Origin of the sequence: Streptomyces sp. WAC05292 (genome assembly GCF_003949955.1) — a bacterium.
Classification (GTDB): domain Bacteria; phylum Actinomycetota; class Actinomycetes; order Streptomycetales; family Streptomycetaceae; genus Streptomyces; species Streptomyces globosus.
Map to the genome: position 1 here is coordinate 1 of NZ_RPSE01000376.1, position 6141 is coordinate 6141.

At 74.1% G+C, this 6141-nt stretch carries 6 protein-coding genes; 5 read left to right on the plus strand and 1 reads right to left on the minus strand.

Translation table 11 applies throughout. The features are described from left to right. The first annotated feature begins 170 nt into the window (after positions 1 to 170). From trpS to EF903_RS27080, 3 genes are all read left to right on the plus strand, one after another. A complete protein-coding gene (gene trpS / locus EF903_RS27070; protein ID WP_125547499.1) occupies positions 171 to 1184 on the plus strand; it encodes a tryptophan--tRNA ligase in 1014 nt (337 codons plus the stop codon). A 123-nt stretch (positions 1185 to 1307) separates the two neighbouring features. Beyond that, positions 1308 to 1919 (plus strand): 2'-5' RNA ligase family protein, encoded by a 612-nt coding sequence (locus tag EF903_RS27075; RefSeq protein WP_125547501.1) that lies wholly within the window; start codon positions 1308 to 1310, stop codon positions 1917 to 1919. 175 nt (positions 1920 to 2094) lie between these two features. Further along, complete coding sequence (locus tag EF903_RS27080) at positions 2095 to 2988, plus strand: YihY/virulence factor BrkB family protein (protein WP_125547503.1); 894 nt, start codon at positions 2095 to 2097, stop codon at positions 2986 to 2988. On the opposite strand, the gene EF903_RS27085 is transcribed toward EF903_RS27080, so the two are convergent. Then, the gene (locus EF903_RS27085) at positions 2930 to 4168 is read right to left on the minus strand and encodes a D-alanyl-D-alanine carboxypeptidase (RefSeq protein ID WP_312845968.1); all 1239 of its coding nucleotides are present in this window, start codon (positions 4166 to 4168) and stop codon (positions 2930 to 2932) included. The genes EF903_RS27080 and EF903_RS27085 overlap by 59 nt on opposite strands. Positions 4169 to 4289: 121 nt before the next feature. On the opposite strand from EF903_RS27085, the gene EF903_RS27090 reads away from it, so the two are divergent. Further along, on the plus strand, positions 4290 to 4550 hold the full coding sequence (locus tag EF903_RS27090) for an SCO4848 family membrane protein (RefSeq protein WP_114053828.1): 261 nt from the start codon (positions 4290 to 4292) through the stop codon (positions 4548 to 4550). Next, positions 4547 to 5971, plus strand: a complete 1425-nt coding sequence (locus EF903_RS27095; RefSeq protein WP_125547508.1) for a metallophosphoesterase — start codon at positions 4547 to 4549, stop codon at positions 5969 to 5971. Before EF903_RS27090 ends, EF903_RS27095 begins: the two co-directional genes overlap by 4 nt. The last annotated feature ends 170 nt before the right edge of the window (positions 5972 to 6141 follow it).

Below are 6141 nucleotides of genomic sequence, written 5' to 3' on the forward strand. Positions count from 1 at the left end.
GTCGCCCGGCCGGGGCGGTATCCGGCCACCCGCCCGCGGCCGGGCGGGCACTGCCGCGGCAGGGCCCCCCGGCGCCGGCGCCGCCGGGGTCCGCCCGGCCCGGCCCCGGACCGGCGGCTTCCGGCCGCCGAACGGCCGGAGTCGGCCCCCGCACCTGAGAGAATGGGCCCATGGCTTCTGACCGTCCCCGCGCGCTCTCCGGCATCCAGCCCACCTCCGGCTCGTTCCACCTCGGGAACTACCTCGGAGCGATCCGCCAGTACGTCGCACTCCAGGAGACGCACGACGCGTTCTACATGGTGGTCGACCTGCACGCGATCACCATGCCGCAGGACCCGAAGGAACTCCGCGCGAACACCCGGCTCTCGGCCGCGCAGCTGCTCGCCGCGGGCCTGGACCCCGAGCGCTGCACCCTCTTCGTCCAGAGCCACGTCCCCGAGCACGCGCAGCTCGGCTGGGTCATGAACTGCATCACCGGCTTCGGGGAGGCCAGCCGGATGACGCAGTTCAAGGACAAGTCCGCCAAGGGCGGCGTCAACAACGCCAGCGTCGGCCTGTTCACGTACCCGATCCTCCAGGTCGCCGACATCCTGCTCTACCAGGCGAACGCCGTCCCGGTCGGCGAGGACCAGCGCCAGCACATCGAGCTGACCCGCGACCTCGCCGAGCGCTTCAACCAGCGCTTCGGCCGGACCTTCACCATCCCCGCCGCGCACATCGTCAAGGAGGTCGCCAAGATCTACGACCTCCAGGACCCCGCGATCAAGATGTCGAAGTCGGCGTCCTCGCCCAAGGGCCTGATCAACCTCCTCGACGAGCCCAAGGCCACCGAGAAGAAGATCAAGAGCGCGGTGACCGACACGGACACCGAGATCCGCTTCGACGCCGAGAAGAAGCCCGGCGTCAGCAACCTGCTCACCATCTACTCCACCCTCACGGGGGAGGCGATCCCGGCCCTGGAGGCCCGCTACGAGGGCAAGGGCTACGGCGCCCTGAAGACCGACCTGGCCGCCGTGATGGTCGACTTCGTCACACCCTTCCGGGCGCGCACCCAGGAATTCCTGGACGACCCCGAGACGTTGGACGCGATCCTGGCCAAGGGCGCCGAGAAGGCCCGCGCCGTCGCCTCCGAGACCCTCGCCCAGGCCTACGACCGGCTCGGATTCCTCCCCGCCAAGCACTGACGGGGGCCTCGGGGCCCTCCGGCGGGACGGAAGGGCCCTGGCCATCCGTGGGACCCTGGCCCCACACTGGGGCCGGGCGGCACAGCACGCAGCCGGCAGACGCAGACGACCAAGGAGAGATACGTGGGGACCGTAACGCTCGGCGTTTCGATCGCGGTCCCGGAGCCGTACGGCAGCCAGCTCCAGCAGCTGCGCGCCGGCTTCGGGGACGCTGCCGCGCACGGCATCCCCACGCACATCACCCTGGTCCCGCCGACCGAGGTCGAGGCCGAGCGGCTGCCGCGGATCAGGGCCCACCTCGCGCGGGTCGCGGAGACCTTCGGGACCTTCCCGATGCGCCTCGAGGGCACCGGCACCTTCCGCCCGCTCTCCCCGGTCGTCTTCGTCCGGGTCGCGGAGGGCGGCGAGGGCTGCACCAGCCTCCAGGGCCTCGTCCGCGATCCGGCCGGGCCGCTCGACCGGGAGCTCGCGTTCCCCTACCACCCGCACGTCACGGTCGCCCACGGCATCCCCGACGAGGCCATGGACCGGGCCTTCGCCGAGCTCGCCGACTACCGCGCCGCGTGGGACTGCACCGGCTTCGCGCTCTACGAGCAGGGCTCCGACGGCGTCTGGCGCAAACTGCGCGAGTACCCCTTCGGGAACGCCGCCGCGGGCGCCGTCCCGGCGCAGCCGGGCTCGCCCGTCGACGAGGCGGCCGGGACGGCGGCCGACACGGCCCCCCGGCAGTCCTGACGCCGTCGCGCCTCCCGGCGCAGCGGGCGCAGGGTGCGACGGGTGCGGAACAGCACGGCGCGCAGGACCAGGCGCGGGAACGGGTGAAGGCCCGGGCGGAAAGTCACAAACGACGACCGTAGTGCGCGAAAGCGGCAATCGCGGCTATTTCCGTCGGCTCCTTTACGGTGACCGTATGGAATGGCTGACGAAACTCCCCGTGGTCGGCCCGGCGGCCGCCCGGCTCATGCAGACCCCCGCCTGGTACGCGTACCAGCGCCTGGAGCGCGTCCACTGGAGCCGGCTCGCCGCCGCGATCACCTTCATCAGCTTCCTCGCGCTGTTCCCTCTGATCACCGTCGCCGCCGCCATCGGCGCGGCCACTCTCGGCGAGGACGAGCTGGACAAGCTCCAGCAGCGCCTCGCCGAGCAGGTCCCCGGCATCTCCGACCAGCTGGACCTGCCCGGACTCGTCGCGAACGCCGCCACGATCGGCGTCGTCGCCGGCGCGCTGCTGCTGTTCACCGGCGTCGGATGGGTCGGCTCCATGCGGGAGTGCCTGCGCGCCGTGTGGGAGAAGGACGACGACGAGGGGGAGAACCCGGTCGTCCGCAAGGGCAAGGACGCGCTCGTCCTGCTCGGCCTCGGCGCGGCCGTCCTCGCCTCGGCCGCCGCCTCGATCATCGGCTCCAGCGCCGTCGGCCGCGCCGGCTCCTCGCTGGGCGTCCCGCAGGACGGCGCGGGCGGACTGCTGCTGCGCGGCGGCGCGTTCCTCGTCGGCGTCCTCGCCGCCTTCCTGCTCCTGCTGTACCTGCTGACCCTGCTCCCCGGGGTCGAGCCGCCGCGCCGCGCGCTGGTCCAGGCGGCGCTGATCGGCGCGGTCGGCTTCGAGCTGCTGAAGCTGCTGATCGGCGGCTACATCCGGGGCGTGGCCGCCAAGAGCATGTACGGCGCCTTCGGCGTGCCCGTCGCCCTCCTGCTGTGGATCAACTTCACCGCGAAGCTCCTGCTGCTCTGCGCGGCCTGGACGGCTACGGCAGCAGCTCGTCGTCCGGACGGCGGCGACGGCCCGCCGGGAAGCGCCGGTTGAAGGCGTACGACCCGCCGGCCACCAGGGCCAGCGCGCCGGCGGCGACCGCGAGGGCGGCCCCGCGGCCGCCCTCCTTGCCGCCGGCCGCGGCCGGCTCGCGGTCGTGGGTCTGGGCGGGGGAGCCGAAGGAGGAGGTGTCCGCGCTCTTCGGCGGGACCAGCTCGCCGACCGGCTTGACCTTGCCGGCCGCGGCGAAGCCCCAGTCGAGGAGGTCCGCGGTCTCCTGGTACACCGAGTTCAGCCCGCCCGACGGGTTCATCACCGTGACGAGGAGCTGGCGGTCGCCGCGCTGGGCCGTGCCGGTGAAGGTCGAGCCGGCCATCGTGGTGTTGCCGTTCTTCACCCCGGCGATGCCCTTGTAGGGGGAGAGCCCGCCCGCGCCGGTCATCAGCCGGTTGGTGTTCTGGATCTCGAAGTACTCGCGGGTCCCGCCGTCCTGCCGGCCGGGGAACCTCGCGCTGGACGTGCCGCAGTACTCGCGGAAGTCCGCCTTCTGCAGTCCGGAGCGGGCGATGAGGGTGAGGTCGTACGCGCTCGACACCTGCCCCGCGGCGTCGTACCCGTCGGGCGAGACCACGTGCGTGTCGAGGGCCTGGAGCTCCTCGGCGTGCGCCTGCATGTCCCGGACGGTCTTCTCGATGCCGCCGTTCATCGCGGACAGCACGTGCACGGCGTCGTTCCCGGACCGCAGGAACACCCCCAGCCACAGGTCGTGCACCGAGTACTCCAGGTCCTCCTTCACCCCGACCAGGCTGGAGCCGGAGCCGACGTCCGCCAGCTCCTCCGAGGTCACCCGGTGGACCCGGTCCTTGGGGAGCTTCGGCAGCAGGGTGTCGGCGAAGAGCATCTTCATCGTGGAGGCCGGCGGCAGCCGCCAGTGCGCGTTGTTCGCGGCGAGGACCTCGCCGGTGCGGGCGTCCGCGACGATCCACGACCGCCCGGTGAGCGTCGCCGGCAGGGCCGGCGCCCCCGCCAGCGGGTTCACCTGCACGCCCGGCTTGCCGAGCAGCGCTCCGCCCACGGTGGACATCGACTCCGGGGGCGCGGCGGGCGCCCGCTGCGGCTGCCCCTTGCCGTCGGCCGGCGGCGCGGGGGGCGAGGCGTGTGCGGGGACCGTCAGGAGCGAGGGGACGAGCAGCGCGGCGGACAGGACCGCGAGCGCGGTCTTCTTTGCAGACACGCAGGTGAAAGTACATCCCGATCGGCTCCCCGCCACCGGGGACCGGCCAAGTCGGGCGAACCACTGCCGGGACAGCCCACCCCGGCGCGTCCGTCCTGGGGACCGAACCGATACTGGGGGCATGAAACTCAGCCGTGCCGCCTCCTGGTTCCTGCTCGCCTTCGGAGTGTGGAGCTGGTTCATCTGGGTGTCTTTCGTCCGGAACCTGTGGAGGAACGGCAGCGGCCTGGCCTTCGACGCCGCCGGCGAGCCGACGGCGTACTTCTGGGTACACCTTCTCCTGGCGGTGTCGTCCTTTCTCCTGGGGACGGCCGTTGGTGTGATCGGGTTGCGCGGCGTGCTCGCCCTGCGGCGCGAGGCGCGCGGGGAGCGGCCGGAATGAGCGCGGCCCTGGCCGTCGCGGCCGTCCTGCTGGTGCTGTCGCTGCTGGCGCTGGTCCACCGGTGGCTGTGGGTCCGCCTGGTGCGCGACACGACGCGGCCGGGCGGGGCGGCCCGCCGGGCGGGCACCGTGCTCGCCTTCACCCTGCCGCTCCTCTCCCTGGCCGCCCTCACCGCGGGGCGCGCCGGGGCGCCCTTCCCGGTCCAACAGGCCGTGGCCTGGCCGGGTTACCTCTGGCTGGCCGTCCTGCTGTACCTGAGCATCGCCGTCCTCGTGACGGAGCCGGTGCGCGCGGCCCTGCTGCGGCGCGGCTCCCGGCGCGGCGCGGCCGCGGGGCCGGAGCCCCGGACCGAGGACGCGCAGCCGCAGCCGCAGCCGCAGCCGGAGCCCGAGCCGCAGTCGGAGCCCCGGCCGGAGCCGCAGCCCGCGTCCGCCGGGGCCCCGGCCGCCGCGGCGGCTGCGCCCGTGCGGCCCGCTCCGGCGGGCGGGCCGCCCCCGGAGCGCCCGCGGGATCCGGCGCAGCCCGCCGCCGGGCCGGCTGCCGGCGCCGGAGCCGATTCCGCCGCCGAGCCGGACGCGGGGGCGGGGGAGACCGGCCTGAGCCGGCGGGTGTTCGTCGCCCGCGCCCTCGCCGGCGCCGCGGCCGCCGCCGCGGCGGGGACCGTCGGGTACGGGACGTACGGGGTGCTGCGCGGGCCGAGCGTGAAGCGGGTGCGGGTGCCGCTGGCGAAACTGCCCCGCGCGGCGCACGGCTTCCGGATAGCCGTCGTCAGCGACGTCCACATCGGCCCGGTCCTCGGCCGGGCGCACACCGCCCGCGTCGTCGAGGCCGTCAACGGCACCCAGCCCGACCTGATCGCGATCGTCGGCGACCTCGTCGACGGGGACGTCGCCGACCTCGGGCCCGCGGCCGAGCCGCTCGCCCGGCTCCGCGCCCGGCACGGCGCCTTCTTCGTCACCGGCAACCACGAGTACTTCTCCGGCGCGCAGCAGTGGATCGACCACGTCCGCGAGCTGGGCGTGACCCCGCTGGAGAACGCGCGCCGCGCACTGCCGTACTTCGACCTCGCGGGCGTCAACGACGTCCAGGGGGAGCGGGAGGGCACCGGCCCGGACTTCCGGGCCGCCCTCGGGGACCGCGACCGCGGGCGCGCCGCCGTCCTGATGGCCCACCAGCCGGTCGTGATCCACGACGCGGTCCGGCACGGGGTCGACCTCCAGCTGTCGGGCCACACCCACGGCGGCCAGCTCTGGCCGGGTGAGTACCTGGCCGACCTCGCGAACCCGACCGTGGCCGGCCTGGAGCGCTACGGCGACACCCAGCTGTACGTCTCGCGCGGCGCGGGCGCGTGGGGCCCGCCGGTCCGGGTCGGAGCCCCGTCCGACATCACGGTCGTCGAGCTGGCCTCCTACCAGGCCTGACCCCGTAGCCCCCGGCGGCCGGCGGGGTGCGGGCCAAACCCTGCTAGTGACCTGAGTCGGAGATTCATCGTTAGTTGGGCATGAGTCGTCCGGGTCCGAAGATTGCGCCGTTGTCGGTCAGTGATGCCCAGCGAGCGGTGCTGGAGGGCTGGTTACGCCGCCGTACGACG